The sequence below is a fragment of the Psychrobacter proteolyticus genome, from assembly GCF_003350005.1.
Taxonomy (GTDB): Bacteria; Pseudomonadota; Gammaproteobacteria; order Pseudomonadales; family Moraxellaceae; genus Psychrobacter; species Psychrobacter proteolyticus.
This window is the reverse complement of sequence record NZ_QLKS01000002.1, coordinates 218,454-235,201: the sequence shown is the minus strand read 5'-3', so window position 1 is coordinate 235,201 and position 16,748 is coordinate 218,454. Positions and strand designations below refer to the sequence as shown.

Annotated in this window: 13 protein-coding genes and 1 pseudogene; 10 read left to right on the top strand and 4 right to left on the bottom strand. The window is 43.2% G+C overall.

The genetic code is table 11. The annotated features are described in order from the left end of the window. Positions 1–173: 173 nt before the first annotated feature. Complete coding sequence (locus tag DXK30_RS05510; protein WP_057759246.1) at positions 174–1,460, top strand: aspartate kinase; 1,287 nt, start codon at positions 174–176, stop codon at positions 1,458–1,460. A 280-nt stretch (positions 1,461–1,740) separates the two neighbouring features. On the opposite strand, the gene DXK30_RS12875 is transcribed toward DXK30_RS05510, so the two are convergent. Then, positions 1,741–1,869: a hypothetical protein gene (locus DXK30_RS12875; RefSeq protein ID WP_265089070.1), complete on the bottom strand. Its 129-nt coding sequence runs from the start codon at positions 1,867–1,869 to the stop codon at positions 1,741–1,743. A 14-nt stretch (positions 1,870–1,883) separates the two neighbouring features. On the opposite strand from DXK30_RS12875, the pseudogene csrA reads away from it, so the two are divergent. Both csrA and DXK30_RS05500 read left to right on the top strand, forming a co-directional pair. After that, a pseudogene (gene csrA / locus DXK30_RS05505) lies at positions 1,884–2,051 on the top strand (carbon storage regulator CsrA); the annotation flags it as partial. Between the two features lie 179 nt (positions 2,052–2,230). Continuing rightward, entirely contained in the window at positions 2,231–2,605 is a 375-nt protein-coding gene (locus DXK30_RS05500) for a HopJ type III effector protein (protein WP_057759243.1), read from the top strand. Positions 2,606–2,731: 126 nt separating this feature from the next. Here DXK30_RS05500 and DXK30_RS05495 read toward each other — a convergent pair whose 3' ends face one another. Beyond that, positions 2,732–3,043, bottom strand: coding sequence for a YeaC family protein (locus tag DXK30_RS05495; protein WP_057759241.1), 312 nt, complete (start codon positions 3,041–3,043; stop codon positions 2,732–2,734). Positions 3,044–3,098: 55 nt separating this feature from the next. Then, on the bottom strand, positions 3,099–4,103 hold the full coding sequence (locus DXK30_RS05490) for an NAD(+) kinase (protein ID WP_179798759.1): 1,005 nt from the start codon (positions 4,101–4,103) through the stop codon (positions 3,099–3,101). Positions 4,104–4,418: 315 nt separating this feature from the next. On the opposite strand from DXK30_RS05490, the gene DXK30_RS05485 reads away from it, so the two are divergent. Beyond that, positions 4,419–5,141 (top strand): Bax inhibitor-1/YccA family protein, encoded by a 723-nt coding sequence (locus DXK30_RS05485; protein ID WP_057759239.1) that lies wholly within the window; start codon positions 4,419–4,421, stop codon positions 5,139–5,141. A 119-nt stretch (positions 5,142–5,260) separates the two neighbouring features. Here DXK30_RS05485 and DXK30_RS05480 read toward each other — a convergent pair whose 3' ends face one another. Then, positions 5,261–8,074, bottom strand: a complete 2,814-nt coding sequence (locus DXK30_RS05480) for a heavy metal translocating P-type ATPase (protein ID WP_114700840.1) — start codon at positions 8,072–8,074, stop codon at positions 5,261–5,263. 437 nt (positions 8,075–8,511) lie between these two features. On the opposite strand from DXK30_RS05480, the gene mrcB reads away from it, so the two are divergent. From mrcB to purH, 6 genes are all read left to right on the top strand, one after another. After that, entirely contained in the window at positions 8,512–11,016 is a 2,505-nt protein-coding gene (mrcB, locus tag DXK30_RS05475; RefSeq protein ID WP_390178024.1) for a penicillin-binding protein 1B, read from the top strand. Positions 11,017–11,095: 79 nt separating this feature from the next. Next, positions 11,096–11,881, top strand: a complete 786-nt coding sequence (locus DXK30_RS05470; RefSeq protein ID WP_227670762.1) for a tetratricopeptide repeat protein — start codon at positions 11,096–11,098, stop codon at positions 11,879–11,881. Between the two features lie 133 nt (positions 11,882–12,014). Further along, entirely contained in the window at positions 12,015–12,941 is a 927-nt protein-coding gene (prmA, locus tag DXK30_RS05465; RefSeq protein WP_114700839.1) for a 50S ribosomal protein L11 methyltransferase, read from the top strand. A gap of 172 nt (positions 12,942–13,113) precedes the next feature. Then, positions 13,114–14,301 (top strand): DUF3426 domain-containing protein, encoded by a 1,188-nt coding sequence (locus tag DXK30_RS05460; protein ID WP_114700838.1) that lies wholly within the window; start codon positions 13,114–13,116, stop codon positions 14,299–14,301. Positions 14,302–14,479: 178 nt separating this feature from the next. Then, entirely contained in the window at positions 14,480–14,842 is a 363-nt protein-coding gene (locus DXK30_RS12935; RefSeq protein ID WP_114700837.1) for a helix-turn-helix domain-containing protein, read from the top strand. Between the two features lie 149 nt (positions 14,843–14,991). Continuing rightward, a complete protein-coding gene (gene purH, locus DXK30_RS05450) occupies positions 14,992–16,572 on the top strand; it encodes a bifunctional phosphoribosylaminoimidazolecarboxamide formyltransferase/IMP cyclohydrolase (RefSeq protein WP_114700836.1) in 1,581 nt (526 codons plus the stop codon). Positions 16,573–16,748 lie beyond the last annotated feature (176 nt).

Genomic DNA, 16,748 nt, shown 5'->3' with positions numbered 1-16,748 from the left:
ACGTTTGGGCATATTGTTCATTCCATAAGGTTGATAGATACCATTAGAAGAATGAAAGACCTAAAGGCATAACTCTTATCATCTGGCTTTATCTATACAAGCATTGACGAGCATCACATTGACTCTCCTCAATGACAATAAAAAGTCATTATTGAATAAATAGGTAGATTTTTATGGCGTTAATAGTACAGAAATACGGCGGCACCTCGATGGGCAGTATCGACCGCATCAAAAACGTCGCCAAACGAGTCAAACGCTGGCATGACAATGGTCATCAAGTCGTCGTCGTGGTCTCAGCCATGAGCGGCGAAACCAACCGTTTGATTGATCTAGCTCGCCAAATTAGCACGCAGCCTGATCCTCGCGAATACGATCAGATGGTCTCAACAGGTGAGCAGGTTTCTATCTCACTACTCGCTATGGCCATCAAAGAGCTTGGTATTGGTGCCCGTTCAATGACTGGTCGCCAAGTAGCAATTAAAACCGACAACGCCCATAACAAAGCCCGTATCGAAAGCATCGATGATAAAAACATACGTGAACAATTAGATGCTGGCAATATCGTTATTGTGGCAGGTTTCCAAGGTATTGATGAAGAAGGCAACGCGACCACATTAGGACGCGGCGGTTCTGACACCACAGGTGTGGCGATTGCTGCGGCCTTAGGCGCTGACGAATGTCAAATTTATACCGATGTCGATGGCGTCTATACCACTGACCCTCGTGTGACCTCAAAAGCCAAAAAACTTGAAAAAATTACGTTTGAAGAAATGCTTGAAATGGCAAGTCTTGGCTCTAAGATTCTACAGATTCGCTCAGTAGAATTCGCTGGTAAATATGGCGTGCCGCTGCGTGTACTTTCTAGCTTTGATGAAAACACAGACGGTAGCTTTGACCAAGAATTTCAAGACAACGTGGGTACCCTAATTACGATAGACGAAGGAGACAATATGGAACAGGCAATCATCTCAGGTATCGCGTTCAACAGAGACGAAGCAAAAATCTTAGTACGCGGCGTGCCTGACCATCCTGGTATCGCCTCTGCTATCTTAAGCCCAATTGGTCGTGCCAATATCGAAATCGATATGATTGTACAAAACCTTTCAGATAACGGTACTACTGACTTTACTTTCACGGTTAACCGCACTGATTTAGATAAGACGCTAAAAGTGCTTAACGAAGAAGTGAAAGATGAAATTGGTGCCAAAGAAATATTAGGTAACAGTGAAGTTGTTAAAGTTTCATTGGTTGGTGTTGGCATGCGCTCACACGCAGGTGTTGCTAGTCTTATGTTCCAAACACTGGCTGAAAACAACATCAATATCCAAATGATTTCAACCAGCGAAATCAAAGTGTCGGTTCTGATTCAAGATCAACACTTAGAAAAAGCCGTTAAGTCATTGCACACGGCATTTGGCCTAGATCGTGAAGACGGTGAAAGCAAAATCGCTGGGCTATAAGACATAAAAACTGTTAAAATATAGTCTTAACATTGATGGTTATCTATTAACCGCTATTAATGACTTTATATAGTATGTATATAAACAGCATTTAAATTAGTAGCGTTTGAATTAATAGCATCTAAATAAAAACAGTACTTAAATAAAATAGGATCTTTTTAGGTCCTATTTTTATTTTTTAGCATAGTTGAAATGAGCATTTACCTAATAGTTTTGTGAAAAACCGTGACAGTATCTGTTATGCCGCCTATAATGGGGCTTTCATTTGGGCTAAATGAATCTACCTATCATTACCGCTATTGGCACGATATTTAGCATCGTGATAATGGTTATATTGCATGTTTGGTGCTGCGGTGATGTTCTGCAATTGAGAAGTAATCTGATGAGTAATAATTTGTTGATGCGACATAAGGAGTGTGACGCATGTTAATTTTGACACGCCGCGTGGGCGAAACGCTAATGATTGGCGACGAAGTAAGTGTGACGGTTCTAGGCGTCAAAGGCAATCAAGTACGTATCGGTGTAAACGCACCTAAAGATATTGCAGTACACCGCGAAGAGATTTATCAACGTATTCAGCATGAGCGTTCTGTACAGTCGCAAATGCAGCATCTTGAGCAAGGCAACTTTTCGCCTTCGTTTGATGACGAAGACTACTTTAATCGCTAAGCTAGCTAAATTATAATGCTGAACGCTCAACGGCTACTATCATCATTGAGCACACATAAATATTATATTGTTTTTTTAATCTGCTCTGAGGTCATTTATTTATGAGTATCCGCCAATCAGATGTATCGGCATTACTTAATGGTTTGAACAAAAAAGCCATTGGATTCAATGATGTCATCAGCTTTATCGATGATTTTTATCGCTATGCGCCTGCCCCTTTTGTAAATGGGATGGTACATAATGCAGCCGGTGAGAACGAAGGTAGCGCAAAGATTTTTGGTTTTGCTAAGCACCATGGCCTGAACCAATTGGACACGCTTAAATTATTTGGCGAACATTATGCCAAGGTTCAAGCAACGCCTAACGGTACCGATCATGCCAATATCCGTAATTTTTTACATTGGGGCTGGCAAGGATTTTTGATGCAGAAGAACCCGCTAACGGTTCGTCCTAGTGTCGATACGACTGCTATTTAATCATCTATGATGATTAAGCTATTTCTGATAATTCAATTATTGGTAAAGTAAAAAAAGCCACGCTATATAGCGTGGCTTTTTTATGATGAGTGTTTTTATCACAACTATTATAGACTTCTTATAGACCTATTTATCACGAAACTTAACAGGCTGTACCGCACCTTTAGGATTCGGCATATTAGGATAGTGATGCTCGTGCTCGACATCACATTCAGCACCAACGACAGAACCATCATCTTTTACAGGTTTATGAATATAACCTGTACGCTCAGCTGGCGGTAGGTGCTCGTGCTCCCATACCATCACTGCTTGCATACAAGTCTCGCGCTGCTCAGCGGTAATCTTACGACCGTCAGGCCATTTACCTAGCTCAATCGCCATACGAAATTTATCAACCACTTCGGGCGTTAGACTTGCTAGTATTGTTTGTTTATCCATCTTACCTACTCTCCACTACCATTTTTTGTATCATATTTGGGTCTAATAGATACGCTTATTCATCGTCTATAATATCATCATCGACATCAAGACTGAATTCTTCGGCATGTACGTTCCAGTGCAGCTTTGTACGGCAGGCCTCATAAAAGTCAAACCCAGGTGGGTGCAACAAGGTAAGCTTATCAGGATGCTTACGAATATGTAGGCGCTGTTCTTGCTCAAGTGGCACACTCGGCTTACCGTCTGCACTCACCATTGGCTGAGTACGATTGTCTTCGTGGATACGAATACAGACCTCACTATTACCGCTGACCACAATCGGTCTGCTAGATAATGTATGGGGATGCATTGGCACCAGACAAATAGCGTCCATACTCGGATGAATGATTGGACCGCCACCTGATAAAGCATAAGCAGTAGAGCCAGTCGGTGTTGCTGCTATCAAGCCATCACTATGCTGTCTATAAACGTCATGTCCATCAATTTTCATCTGAAAATCAATCATATGTACGGATTTACCGGCGTGCAGTACGATGTCGTTCAGCGCCATATCTTCATGGATAATTTTGCGACCTTCTCGTATCTCCATCGTCAATAAAAACCGATGATCCAGTTGATAGTCTCCCATCAATACTTGGCGTAACTTAAACGCAGCTTCATCAGGTTTTACATCTGCTAAGAATCCTAGACGACCACGGTTAACCCCTAATACAGGTACACGGTAGCGTGCTAGCGCTTCAGCAGCATGTAATATCGAACCATCACCGCCAACCACGATGACTAAATCACAAATTTCACCAATCAAACCACGTTTGACGATTTTGACTCTTTCTATGTCTGTGAGGTCAAGCGTTGGCAAATTGGCAGTTTGTACATCCATTATCAAGGTCAAATTCATGTCATTGACGGTTTGGGCAATCTGTACCAAGCTTTGAGTGACACTACGTTTACCAGCACGGCCCATTAGACCAATACGCCTAAAGGCAGGGTTTTTAATAGCGTGGAATAGCTCTGATTCATGTAAGTGTGGCAATCTTGCTGACTGCGCTGAGTTTTCCATAAAACGACTCGGTATAACGGTGAAGTACAAGGTAATGATAGCGATAAATGCGCGCTTAGACTAGCATGTTTATGAATTATCGTTGTTAACTGTCGTAACTGACCCCATATAAAAGCTATCGAATGTTTTACTTAGCCGAATCTGTCCAGTTGTCAAATTAGCGTATTGGACGATACAGTAGCTCGATGCGCTAGCCAATGAGCAGCCTAAGGTCGAGCCATAGCGGTTGTCACGCAAACACAGTTGACAATAATGGCGGTTTTGCTAAAGTAACTAACATCACTATTTTTATATTTTATTATTAAGGACTTATGTATGGCCAATCCTATTGTCAGTCGCGCAGAACTTGCGATCGGCGGTAATCCAATGACGGTCAAGGGCGTAATTCAAAAGACCAGCTTGTTACTTGGTTTATCAGCTATTACTGGTGTGGGCTTTTTCTTTTATGCGCTTATGGCAGGTTTATCGCAAGGTTTTATTACGATGGCAGCCTTTGGTAGCATGATTGCTGCGTTTGTTCTGGCGCTTTTTATTACCTTCAAGCCGCAAAAAGCCAAAACCTTGGCTGTGCCTTACGCCTTACTAGAAGGTATCTTTTTGGGCGGTATCTCATTATTTTTCATGAGAATGTATCCAACAGTACCAGTCACGGCAATGTGTGCAACTTTCGTCACAGCTGCGGTTATGCTTGGTCTATATCGTTCAGGTTTAGTTAAGGTTACTGAAAAGTTCCGTTCTATCGTGACTTCAGCTGTTATTGCTATCATGCTTGTCTATGTAGCACAGTGGGTACTGTCTCTAGCGTTTGGTTCATCATTGCCATTCCTATTTGAAGGTGGCGCTATCGCTATTGGCTTTAGCTTATTTGTCATCGTTATCGCTTCTTTCACCCTACTATTAGATTTCGATAATATTGATCGCGGTGTTGCGATGGGTGTGTCTGAAGATTACGAGTGGTTGTTCAGTATTGGTATTCTGGCGACCCTAGTCTGGATGTATATCGAGTTTATGCGTCTGCTAAGCTATCTACAAGACTAATTGAAAATAGCTACCTAACAGTATCTCTGTATAGAAAAGACCGCCTTCCATTTGATGGAAGGCGGTCTTTTTATGGGCAAACTTTACAGACTTGTTTAAATTAAGCACTTCTAAAGAGGCTAAGCACGTTTTAAGCGCAATGCATTTAATACGACAAATAGCGAACTTAGCGACATACCAATCGCAGCAAGCCACGGTGGTACATAGCCTAAAGCCGCTGGTATCAGGACGATACTGTTGTAAGCGAGCGCCCAGCGAAAGTTTTGCTTGATAATACGTTCCGTCTTATCAGAGATGCGTTTAGCCGCAGTGATAGCTTCGATTTGTCCGTTTAAGATAATACTATCACTGGATACTTGTGCTAAGTCTGCCGCACCTGCAATCGAGGTCGAGACATTTGCCGCTGCTAACACTGGTGCATCGTTAATGCCGTCACCTACCATCAGTACCACGGCACCGTTAGCTTGCAACTGCTGAATATGATTGACTTTATCAGTCGGTGATAGTCCGTTGTATGCAGCTTGCATACCTAAACTCTCAGCCATGACTAGCGCTTGCGGGCTTGGATCACCTGTCAACATAACAGACTCGATACCTAGCTCTTTGAGCGTATCGAGCATCGACTGCGCACTATCACGTACCTTGTCATTGAAATAAAAACATGCCAGCGCTTGCCATCCGTTATCATCAGTGTTCTGACAAGATAACACCACTGCTGAGCTGGCTCGTTGCGCTACTAGATCGATGGTTAAATCGTTACTCTCAGAGACATTATTGACACCGTCATTTATTTTGTCTAACGCAAAGTCCTTGTGACCGATTCGATATACAGTGCCATCAATCATCGCTTCTACACCGCCCGCTGGATAATGCTGTACGGCTTGCGTCGATGGTAGATGTAACTGATAGGCCGCCGTCAGTAACGCATGGGCAATTGGATGACGACTCCCTACTTCTAATGCAGCTGCAATTGCCAAAAGCATATCTTTTTGCGCTGTTAATGATAAATCGTCAATTTCGGTCTGGCTTTTTGGTGTGATTAACTCAATATTTAATAAATTCGGCTTACCATAAGTCAGCGTGCCCGTCTTATCAAAAGCAACATGCGTGATTTCAGCAAGCGTTTGTAAGGTATGTCCACGCGTCGTCAAAAAACCATAGCTTGCCAGACGGTTGGTTGAGACGGTCAAGGCAATCGGCGTCGCCAATGACAGTGCACAAGGACAAGTAGCCACTAAGACTGCCACCGTCGCCCAAATGGCTTGGCTTGGATCAACGATATACCAGCCGACAAATACTAAGACTGACAGCACCAAAATGCGCGCCACAAACCAACGTGCTAGCTTATCTGCTTGCTGAGCCAATTTGGGTTTTTCGCTCATGGCACGATTCATCAATCGATCAATTAAACCTATCTGGCTGTCTTTTGGCAAGGCAGTGACTAGCATCTCAAAAGGCTGGCTATCGTTTTGTGCACCACCAACAATATAATCACCTTGAGATTTGATGATTAAATCACCTTCGCCAGTCAGGAGACTTTGTGACACCGTTGCAGTAGAACTTAGCAAGATACCATCACTAATAATCTCAGAGCCCGCTTCAACCAAAATGATGTCGCCCACTTGTAAACTGTGAGCGGTGACCATTTGCTTTGACTCTATATCGTCTTCGGGTTGTGATTGTGCATTCTGCTGGTTGCGTGACTGCTGCCAATCTTGAGCGATACGCGATGTGAGCTGATAAACATTGGCGTCCATACGCTGCATAAAATCAGGCATCGGCTCTACTGTAGCCGACTCACCTTTAGTAGTTTCATTTTCAGTAAGCTCACTTTTAATAAGCTCATCTTGTTGATATTCATTCTCTTTTAGCAGTTGTAATATACACTCGGCAGCTGCTTTGTCTTCAGCAATTTTTTGTACCAATACTGGCTCAACCACCACCAAATCATTAGCCATAGTCGCGGCTTTTAGACGTGCGTTGTGCTCGATATAACGCCCTGCCAGCAAAAAGAAAATAAACATACTAACCGAGTCATAGTATGTCTCCCCTTGCCCAGTGATGGTAGCGTAGAGACTCGCAAAGAAAGTAATAATCAACGCAAGACTGACGGGCACATCCATATTGACTTGGCGCGCACGAATTGCTGACCATGCAGAGGTAAAAAAAGGAATACCAGCATAGAAAAATACAGGCGTACTCACAAATAAAGACACCCAACGCAAAAAGTCACGCTGAAATATCAACATGTCGCTATACTCGCCAAAATAAAGCGCAACGGCATACATCATCGCTTGCATCGAACCTAGTGCAGCGATGCCGAGACGCAATAGCATTTGATTATTATGACGTGCCAACATGGCTTCGTGAGTATCTTGGCGATAAGGCTTGGCTTCATAGCCGATTTCATTGATGACCGCTAGAATACGACTGATAGGTAACTTATCTTCATCCCAAATAACCCGCATACGTTGGTTGGTCAAATTTACCTGACATTTACCAATACCCTCTAGCTCATCGAGGCGCGACTCAATCAGCCAAGTACAGGCAGCACACCGTAAGTTGTTAACAGACAGCTCTGCTACTGACATACCATCTTGCGCGTAAACGAACTGTGATTTTATCTCGTCATGATCGTAGACCTCGAGACGCGTCAGCTGAGTTGGCAAACTTGCCGTACGATTAATCTCTGAACGGTCAAGATAATATTGCTCAAGACCAGCCTCTACAATGCTTTGGGCAGCTAACTGACAGCCCATACAACACATCTCTCGTGACTGACCTAATATCTCAGCATGAAACGGTGGCTGAGGTACGGGGTCGCCGCAGTGAAAACAGTGGTCAGCCAGCGGGAGCACTAAGCCTTCGATGATAGAAGTGTCTTCATAAGAATGATTGGTAGCAGATGATACTGATGATGGGATACTAGACATAGTCGCGCTTACTTCCTTTGACAGGCTTGCTCAAAATGCATTCATTTAAAGCAAACTTGCTCGTATTGACTGTACTGTACGTCATGCAATAGAGCCGTTTTTAATCACTTAAATATCACTACCGCTAGTAGCATAGTATTAATAACAAACGGCTAATAGCAAACAATGAGCAACAGCGAATTCATACAAAATACATCGTGAGGACAATCGTAAATTGTTATCTTATATGGCGTTTATCTACCAGATTGAAAGTGACTGACGCTTTATTACAAGTATCGGTATTTTAATAGGGATTATACTATAAGCTATCGCTATGAGCAGTATCATCGCTCATGGTCTACGTCCAATAAATGCCTGCGTTGACGATGATAGATTGAAAAATTTGTCAATTTGCGTCATTATGAGGCAGTTTTTTATCCAAAAATGGTGCGACATCCGTGCAAAAACCTAATTACAAGTTACCAAATACCAAGTTATCAGCGTCATCTAAGTCTGCTATGCACACGCTACCCTCGCAGCAGCGCGGCTTGGTCTTTAGTAGTCTGCTATTAATTATTATCATCGCAGGCATGGTGCTGTTGGCGCTGTATTTGATCAAACTTGATCGCACCATTACTCATAAGTTTGAGGGTAAGCGCTGGGACATTCCAGCCAAAGTGTATTCGCAGCCGCTTGAGCTGTATCAAGGCGCTAATGTCGATAGAGATACGATGAAGACATGGCTAGAGTTGCTTAATTATCAAAGCAACAAAGCTTATGATCGTACAGGTACTTATCATCGAACAGGCAATACTTACTTTATTCACACGCGCGGCTTTACGTATAGCGCCAATGATAAAGATGCCGAGCAAGTCATCAAAATGACGATTTCTGGCAATAAAGTAGAATCTATCCAGAGTACCCTACCTGCCAAAAGCGGCATCATTCGTCTAGAGCCTGTCAATATCGGTGGGATCTATCCTGACAGCAATGAAGATCGGATGGTTGTGTCTTTGGACGAAGTGCCTCAGCCGTTAATTGATGCCCTTATCGCTACCGAAGATCGCGCGTTTTATGAGCATAAAGGGGTATCGGTACGTGGTATCGCCCGTGCCGTAATCAATAACTTTACTGGTGGTGCCAGACAAGGTGGCTCGACCATCACCCAGCAGCTGATTAAAAACTTTTACCTCAATTCAGATCGCACTATCAAACGCAAAGCCAATGAAGCATTGATGGCCGTGCTACTTGAGCTGCACTACAGCAAAGATGAAATTTTACAGACCTATTTGAATGAGATTTATCTGGGTCAAAATGGCAATCGCTCTATCAATGGTTTTGGTCTGGCATCACAGTTTTATTTTGACAAACCTCTTAATGAGCTGCGCTTAGATCAGCAAGCGATGCTGGTTGGTATGGCAAAAGGCCCAAGTATCTACAACCCACGTCGTAATCCAAACGACTCAAAAGCACGCCGTGACGTAGTGCTTAACAACATGCTAACAATGGGCACATTGAGCCAAGAAGACTACGACAAAGCCTTGAAACAACCACTTGGTATCGTGGATAAGCCTGCTGAAGGCAAAAGCCAGTTCCCTGACTTCTTAGATATTGTCAAACGTGAGCTAAATACCGTCTATTATTCTGATGACCTCAAGAACGAAGGTCTAATTATTATCAGTACTCTAGACCCTATCGCTCAATTGGCCGCAGATAAAGCCGTTGATAGAAAACTTGGTGAACTGCGCCGTAACAGTAGCAAAACTAAGGACTTGCAAGGTGCATTAGTAAGTGCCAATCCTGAGACTGGCGAGCTCGTGTCTGTTGTAGGTAGTGGTAGTGAATTTACAGGGTTTAACCGTGCGGTCGATGCTAAACGTCAAGTCGGCTCGTTGCTGAAGCCTATCATTTATATGACTGCGCTTGAGAGCGGTCGTTATAACTTGGCCAGTTCAGTAGATGACTCACCTATTACGGTCAATCTAAACGATGGTACTGACTGGAACCCTAAAAACTACGACAACCGTGATCATGGCTATGTACCATTTACCACGGCACTGTCTCAATCCTATAACCAAGCGGCAGTACGCTTAGGTATGGAGTTCGGCGTTAATACCTTTGCCAAGCAATTACAGCGCATGGGTATCAAAGAAAAAATCCCACCTTACCCATCAGCGTTACTAGGCTCAGTTAATTTGAGCCCGATGGATATGCTTGGTATTTACCAAGTATTTGCCACTGGTGGCTTCCGCACTCCTATTCATAGTATTCGTACGGTCATTGATGATCGCGGCCGTATCTTACAGCGTACTGGGCTTAACACTCAGCGCAGTATTCCACCTGAAACCAACTTTTTGACCAACTATGCATTACAGCAAGTCGTCTCAAATGGTACGGCTAGACGTGCACAATCGCTAGGTAGTAATTTAAACCTAGCAGGAAAAACGGGTACGACAAATGATTACCGTGATGCTTGGTTTGCAGGCTATAGTGGCAACTATGTAAGTGTCGTTTGGGTTGGCCGTGATGATAACAAACCGATTGGTTTGAGTGGTGGGACTGGCGCCTTGCCAGTTTGGGTAGATTATATGAAACGTCTAAAACTGACTCCGGTTGCTCTACCAGAGCCAGAAGGTATCGAGTGGCTATGGCTAGAGAACAATTCAGGCAAACTGTCTAATGAGCGCTGTGCTAACGCTCGCTACCTACCAGTAATGTCAGCTCACCTACCAGAAGAAGCCAGCAGTTGTGCGCTGAGCCTGTATCAGCAAGATCGCGCTCGTGAACAGACACAGTTTCAGAACCAGCAAGGTGATATCAATCAACAACGTCGCCGCGAAGGTTTAGAGATTCCAAATGGCGAAGCTGTTGAATCTGAGGGTGCAGAAGGTAGCAGCGAGCAAAGTGAAGGTGATGAAGACCGTGCTGATACTTGGTATGACCGCGCTGTTGAATGGTTCTAGCTATTGAGTGATGCTAGCTGTTGAATGGCTCTAATAGTGTTTTTGATATTTAGCTTTCAATGTTTAAAAAGGTTTTAACATGATGGTGTCATCTTTACGGACAACTACTTCAGTAAAACAAGTAATGATGCTATGGCGTAATAAAATCACGTCAAGCAATACCTTACTTGCAGGCAGCGCGATCGTTGGCATGTTAAGCCTAAGTGCTTGTCAGACGGCACCTAGCACGTCGACTACAGTGCAAACGGTCCCGTCAGCGCAATCAACGACGACTGCCCAAACGCCTATCACTGAAGCAGATGATGAAAGCTATAATCCAGCTGAGCCTTACGATGCAGTTGAACAGCCTGAAACGCCAAATCCATTAACGCAAGAGACACCTATATTTACGCCTCCTGCTCCAGAAGTAACACAGCCTGATCCTGTTATCATTGCGCCTTCTCGTAACGACTATATAATCTCTGAACCATCAGTACCGTCACATAATGAGCTACTGGAGCGCGCTAGAAGAAACTCGCAGCAACGTACTCAACAATCTGCCAGCAACAATAGTAATCTGCCTGCGTTTCGCAATTTGATGCAAGTAGGTATCAGTCAGTTGAAAGCGGGCAATCTAACCAATGCAGAGAACAGCTTTACCCGTGCACAGCGTCTAGCGCCCAAGTCATCAGCGGTATATTTTTATTTGGCACAAGTAGCATTAAAAAAGAACCAGCCTCGTAAGGCAGAAGCGATGGCACGTCGTGGTCTTAGCGTCTCTCAAGACAGTAATCGTAGACGAGCACTATGGCAGGTTATATTACAATCAGGACAAGCTCAGGGTAACTCACGCGTGGTCAATGAAGCAAAAAAAGCATTGCGCTAATAACTGATATTTGCACATTTTAGATTCATTAGTTAAAACATCTATATACATCATGCATTTCATTGTATGTAGATTTATCTAGGGCAACCCCTAACACCTATACTTATTTTTATTTCCGCTTAAGGTTATCTTTATGGCATGGCAACAACTTCATTTACAATGTGAAAAATCAAACGTCGACTTGGCTGAAGCGCTTCTATTAGAAGCAGGCGCATTATCAATAGCTTTGGACGATGCTGGCGATCAACCTTTGTTTGAGCCACTTCCAGGTGAATCACCGCTGTGGGATGAGGTGATACTAACAGGGCTATTTGATGCGACGACTGATGCTGGTAGTCGTCAAGCGGTTGAGCAATTAAGTCATGAAATTGCTGCACAAGTACACGCTACCCGTATTTGGCTAACTGCTGTTGATGATAAGGACTGGGAGCGCGAGTGGATGAGCAACTATCATCCTATCGAATGTGCTAATGACTTATGGATTGTACCTGACTGGCTAACGCCGCCTAACCCTGAGGCTACCAATATCATTATGGATCCAGGCTTAGCATTTGGTACTGGCTATCATGCTACGACTCGCCTATGTCTAGACTGGCTAACAGAGCAAGACCTAACAGACAAAGTGGTTATCGATTATGGTTGTGGCTCAGGCATTCTAGGGATTGCTGCTTTGCTATTGGGTGCACGTCAGGTATATGCAGTCGACATTGACCCGCAGGCGGTACTCGCTACCAACCAGAATGCGGTACGCAACAATGTAGGCGCGCGTTTGCAGGCATTCTTGCCAGAAGAATTCACAGAGTATTGCTCACAAAATGATGTGTTGCCTGTAGAAGTGATCGTTGCCAATATCTTAGCGAAGCCACTTATTGGGTTAGCACCTTACTTTGCAACACTGATAGCGTCAAAAGGTCGTATCGTACTGGCAGGTTTGATTGAGTCGCAAACCGAGCAAGTAACTGAAGCTTATCAGCCATATTTTGCACTGGATCCAAAGCATGCTTTTACTGCGCAAGAAGACCAACACTGGCAGCGTTTATCAGGTACATTTACTAGCTAGCAACATTTAATTACATCTGTTACGATAGAGGGCAGTCAAATGTTATGTATTTGACGCCACTCTGTCTTTGCCCATAATTCATCGAAATCATTTAAGTATAATGCGTATTATAGATAGCTTTTCGTGATTGGCTAAGCGGTATTGATAACCATAACTACTTGGATTCATCTCTATGATCACGCCAATCAGAGCCCAATGCCCTCACTGCCAAGCTGATTTTACAATTCAAAAATCTCAACTAAATAAAGTCGACGCCACTATTCGTTGTAACCAGTGCAAGCAAGAATTTTTAGTGAACAAGCACCTCATAGTAACTCAAGATGTTAGTGATCACTCCCTTACTCAAGCTACTGAAACAACATATCCTAAAGCTAAATCTCCAATTAATAAAAAATGCTCGGCTGATAACGTAGTTTATGATGACTTAATATATGATGACATGGAGGTCGATGAGTCAGACGACATTATTTTGGAGTACGACTCATTAGAGAGTATGGATACCTGGTTGACTCAAGCAAGTACCGCAAACCTTAGTACAACAGGAATCACGGATGTCTTGCGAAAAAAACCCTACAAAAATATTGATGATAGTCATGAACGACTATCAACGCCCTCTACCACTCACACAGCAATAAATTCTTCGCCAATAGTGCAGGGAGCATTAAGCTCAACCGCTGCTAACGATATTCATGCAAGTATTGACAACACCTCTGACAATTCATGGCTTGAAGCACTTCTTAAAGAACAAAATCCGCATCAGGAGCTGCCAGTAGAGGATACCGATCTATCACAGTTACTTATAGAGATGGGGATATCTAAAAAAGATGAAGATAGTTTTGTTAAACAGCATGTCAGAAAGGCGCCGTTACAAACAGGAACAATGTCAGCCGCCCATTCTATTGCCTCTATGCTTTGGATCGTTGGATGTTTAGTATTGGCACTCTTACTTGCTGCACAGTACGTAATGTTTAACTTAGAGACATTAATCAAAAATCCTAACAATGCTCAGCACCTTCAAAAATTATGTGTAGTGGCAGCTTGTAGCCTACCAAATGCCGATTTAAAAGCTCTTACTGTTACTAATCTTAGTCATAGGTCCAGTCAAGTTCAAACGTCAGGTATATTTAGCGATATAGGCGCCACTTTAAGTAATGAAAGCACGCAGGCACAACTATACCCAAATATAAAAATAAGCGTTTATGGTAAAGATGAGCTTATTGGAGAGTTCATTGCAGATCCAAACGATTATTTATTAGGAAAGCAAAGTCAGTTAGCTGCCAATACAGAGAGACAGCTATTGTTTACTATCCCTGTTGCTAATGCGCAGATTCGCGACATCACTATGACCGCTCTTTATTAAATTAGGGTGTCATATATAGATAAGCATGAGTAGAAAACATATTGTAAATTCATTTTCAATTAGACCGTGATAGCCAAGATAACGATGAATCTATCAGCGCTAGGCGATATTAATTTGATATACTATGGTTCTGACCCCTTACAATCAGAATTTTTCTTCATCTCAAGGATATTATTTTATGGCACCTCATGCACAGCATAATGCCAATCATTTTGCTAAAAGCTCTGAGCACCCTGCCGATTATAATAAAGACGAATACCAACCACCTACGCACGGCTTTGATTTTGCTAGTCAAAACTATACAAGTAGTGCGCAGCAACCTCTACGAGTTCATGTAGAGCGTGTGGTGCGTCAGTACTTTGCGATGCTAGGAGATGAGATGCCCACTGATTTATATGAGCTGATTTTAAAGCAAGTCGAAGAGCCTCTCTTATCTGTCGCTCTAGAAAAAACAAGAGGCAACCAAACCAAATGTGCTCAGATATTAGGCCTAAATCGAGGCACCTTGCGCAAAAAAATGAAAACCTATGATTTAATGTAGCATTGTTATATGAGCTTACCCATCATCATTGACTATCATTATGTATGGCAATTAAATGTTTCTCGCTTTATCTATCATGATACGGCATACCGTTGTCATCATCACCTTGCCAGACGTTTACGTCAGGCTTTTTTTATGGAAAATTTCTTATGAGTACAACCCCACTTGCCCTACTATCGGTTTCCGATAAGTCTAATATCGTCGAGTTTGCTCAAGGCCTTCTCAAAGCAGGTTTTGGTTTATTATCTACTGGCGGTACTTATCGCCTGCTCACAGAAAACAATGTCGACGTGACTGAAGTATCAGATTACACAGGCTTTCCTGAAATGATGGATGGCCGTGTTAAAACGCTGCATCCTAAGATTCATGGTGGCATCCTAGGACGCCGTGGTACAGATGATGCAGTAATGAGTGATCATGCGATCGAACGTATCGACTTGGTCGTCGTGAATTTATATCCATTTGCTGAAACGATTGCACGTGCTGACGTGACTATGAACGACGCTATCGAAAACATCGATATTGGTGGCCCTACCATGGTACGTTCAGCAGCGAAAAACCACGCACATGTAGGTATCGTCACTGATCCAGCTGATTATGACCGTGTACTTAATGCGTTAGACGGTGGCACTAAACTGACGACTGCTTTACGTTATGATTTGGCAGTAAAGGCGTTTGAGCATACTGCACAGTACGACGGTATGATTGCAAACTTCTTAGGTAGCCGTGTCAACGCAACTCAAGAACCAGAAAACTTCCCACGTACATTCAATGTACAGCTTGAAAAAGCACAAGACCTACGCTACGGTGAAAACCCGCATCAAAGCGCGGCTTTCTATACTGAAAACCAGCCTTTAAAAAGCAAACAAGCCTCAATCGCAACAGCTAAACAGTTACAAGGCAAAGCATTGTCTTATAACAACATCGCTGATACCGATGCTGCGCTTGAGTGCGTTAAAGCTTTCAGCGCTCCTGCTTGCGTTATCGTTAAGCATGCCAACCCTTGCGGTGTTGCGGTTGATAATGACCAAGTAGCGGCTTATCGTACTGCTTTTAGCACCGATCCTGAATCATCTTTTGGTGGTATTATCGCATTCAACCGTCCGTTGACGCTTGCTGCTGCAAAAGCCATTATCGACAATCAGTTCGTAGAAGTAATCATTGCACCTAGTATCGAAGACGGTGTACTTGAAGCGACAGCTACCAAGAAAAACGTACGTGTATTGGTATGCGGCGAGCTACCAGCACCAGATCAGCGCGATATCCAACTTGACTATAAGCGCGTTAACGGTGGCCTACTGGTACAAGAGCAAGATCTAGGCTTAATCACTGCTAACGACCTAAAAATCGTCACTGATGTACAACCAACTGAAGCGCAAGTGGCAGATCTACTATTCAGCTGGAACGTGGCAAAATACGTCAAATCTAATGCCATTGTCTACGCAAAAGGCCAACGTACTATCGGTGTTGGCGCAGGCCAAATGAGCCGTGTTAACTCAGCACGTATTGCTGCTATCAAGGCAGAACATGCTGGACTAGCAACTGAAGGCGCTGTTATGGCATCAGATGCGTTCTTCCCTTTCCGTGATGGCATCGACAATGCTGCTGAAGTAGGTATCTCTGCTATCATTCAGCCAGGTGGCTCTATGCGTGATGATGAAACTATTGCTGCTGCTAATGAGCATGGTATCGCGATGGTATTCACGGGCATGCGCCATTTCCGCCATTAAATAGTCACCTATTAGTTTAAAACTGGAATTAGTTGTAGCAACTGTATTTGTTACTGCAACTAATCCCAGTCTATATAGTATTTGTGATAATTATCGTTAAAGCATCATCCATAAAAAAGCCACCGTATCAATTGATACAGTGGCTTTTTTAGTATCTAAGAATAACGAACTAGCAA